This window comes from Micromonospora sp. CPCC 205561, assembly GCF_036906775.1.
GTDB lineage: Bacteria > Actinomycetota > Actinomycetes > Mycobacteriales > Micromonosporaceae > Micromonospora.
The window spans coordinates 1-768 of the sequence record NZ_JBAKHV010000130.1 but is presented as its reverse complement, the minus strand read 5'-3'; the positions used below and the strand labels follow the sequence as shown (position 1 = coordinate 768).

General features: G+C 76.7%; 1 protein-coding gene. It reads right to left on the bottom strand.

Going from position 1 to position 768, the window contains the following annotated elements; genetic code table 11:
• Window positions 1–768, bottom strand: a 768-nt coding sequence (locus tag V6V16_RS27745) for a ketoacyl-synthetase C-terminal extension domain-containing protein (protein WP_334566895.1), incomplete at both ends; no start/stop codon positions are given.

Genomic DNA, 768 nt, shown 5'->3' with positions numbered 1-768 from the left:
CCGGCCGCCATCCGCGCCGACTGCGCACCCTGCCCCGGAAACACGAACACCGCACCCGCACCGGTCCCGGAGACCGTGCCCGTGACGAGGTTCCCCGCCGGCGCGCCGGCGGACAGGGCGTCCAACCCGGCCAGCAGCTCCTCCACGCCGGCACCGATCACGGCGGCGCGCTGGTCGAACACCGACCGGGTGGTCGCCAGGGACCAGCCCACCGCCGCCGGATCCACCTCGCCGTGCTCGCGGACGCGCCGGGCCAGGCGGGCGGCCTGACCGGCCAGGGCGCCCTTCGACCGCCCCGACACCGTCCACACGACGACGTCGGAGGCCACGAGTCCCGGGCCGCGGCCCGTCGCGGCCTCGCCGTCGGGCTCCGCGCCCTCCGCGGGCCCGTCCTCGGGCAGCTCGATGATCACGTGGGCGTTGGTGCCGGAGATGCCGAACGACGACACCGCCGCCCGGCGCGGGCGGTCCACCGCCGGCCACGGCCGCGACTCGACCGCCAGCTCGACGGCACCGGAGGTCCAGTCGATGTGCGGGGACGGCTCGTCCACGTGCAGCGTCGCGGGGACCACGCCCTCGCGCATCGCCAGCACCATCTTGATCACACCGGCGACGCCGGCGGCGGCCTGGGTGTGCCCGATGTTCGACTTCACCGACCCGAGCAGCAGCGGCCCCTCGCGGCCCTGCCCGTACGTGGCGAGCAGCGCCTGCGCCTCGATCGGGTCGCCGAGCGTCGTGCCCGTGCCGTGCGCCTCGACCACGTCCACG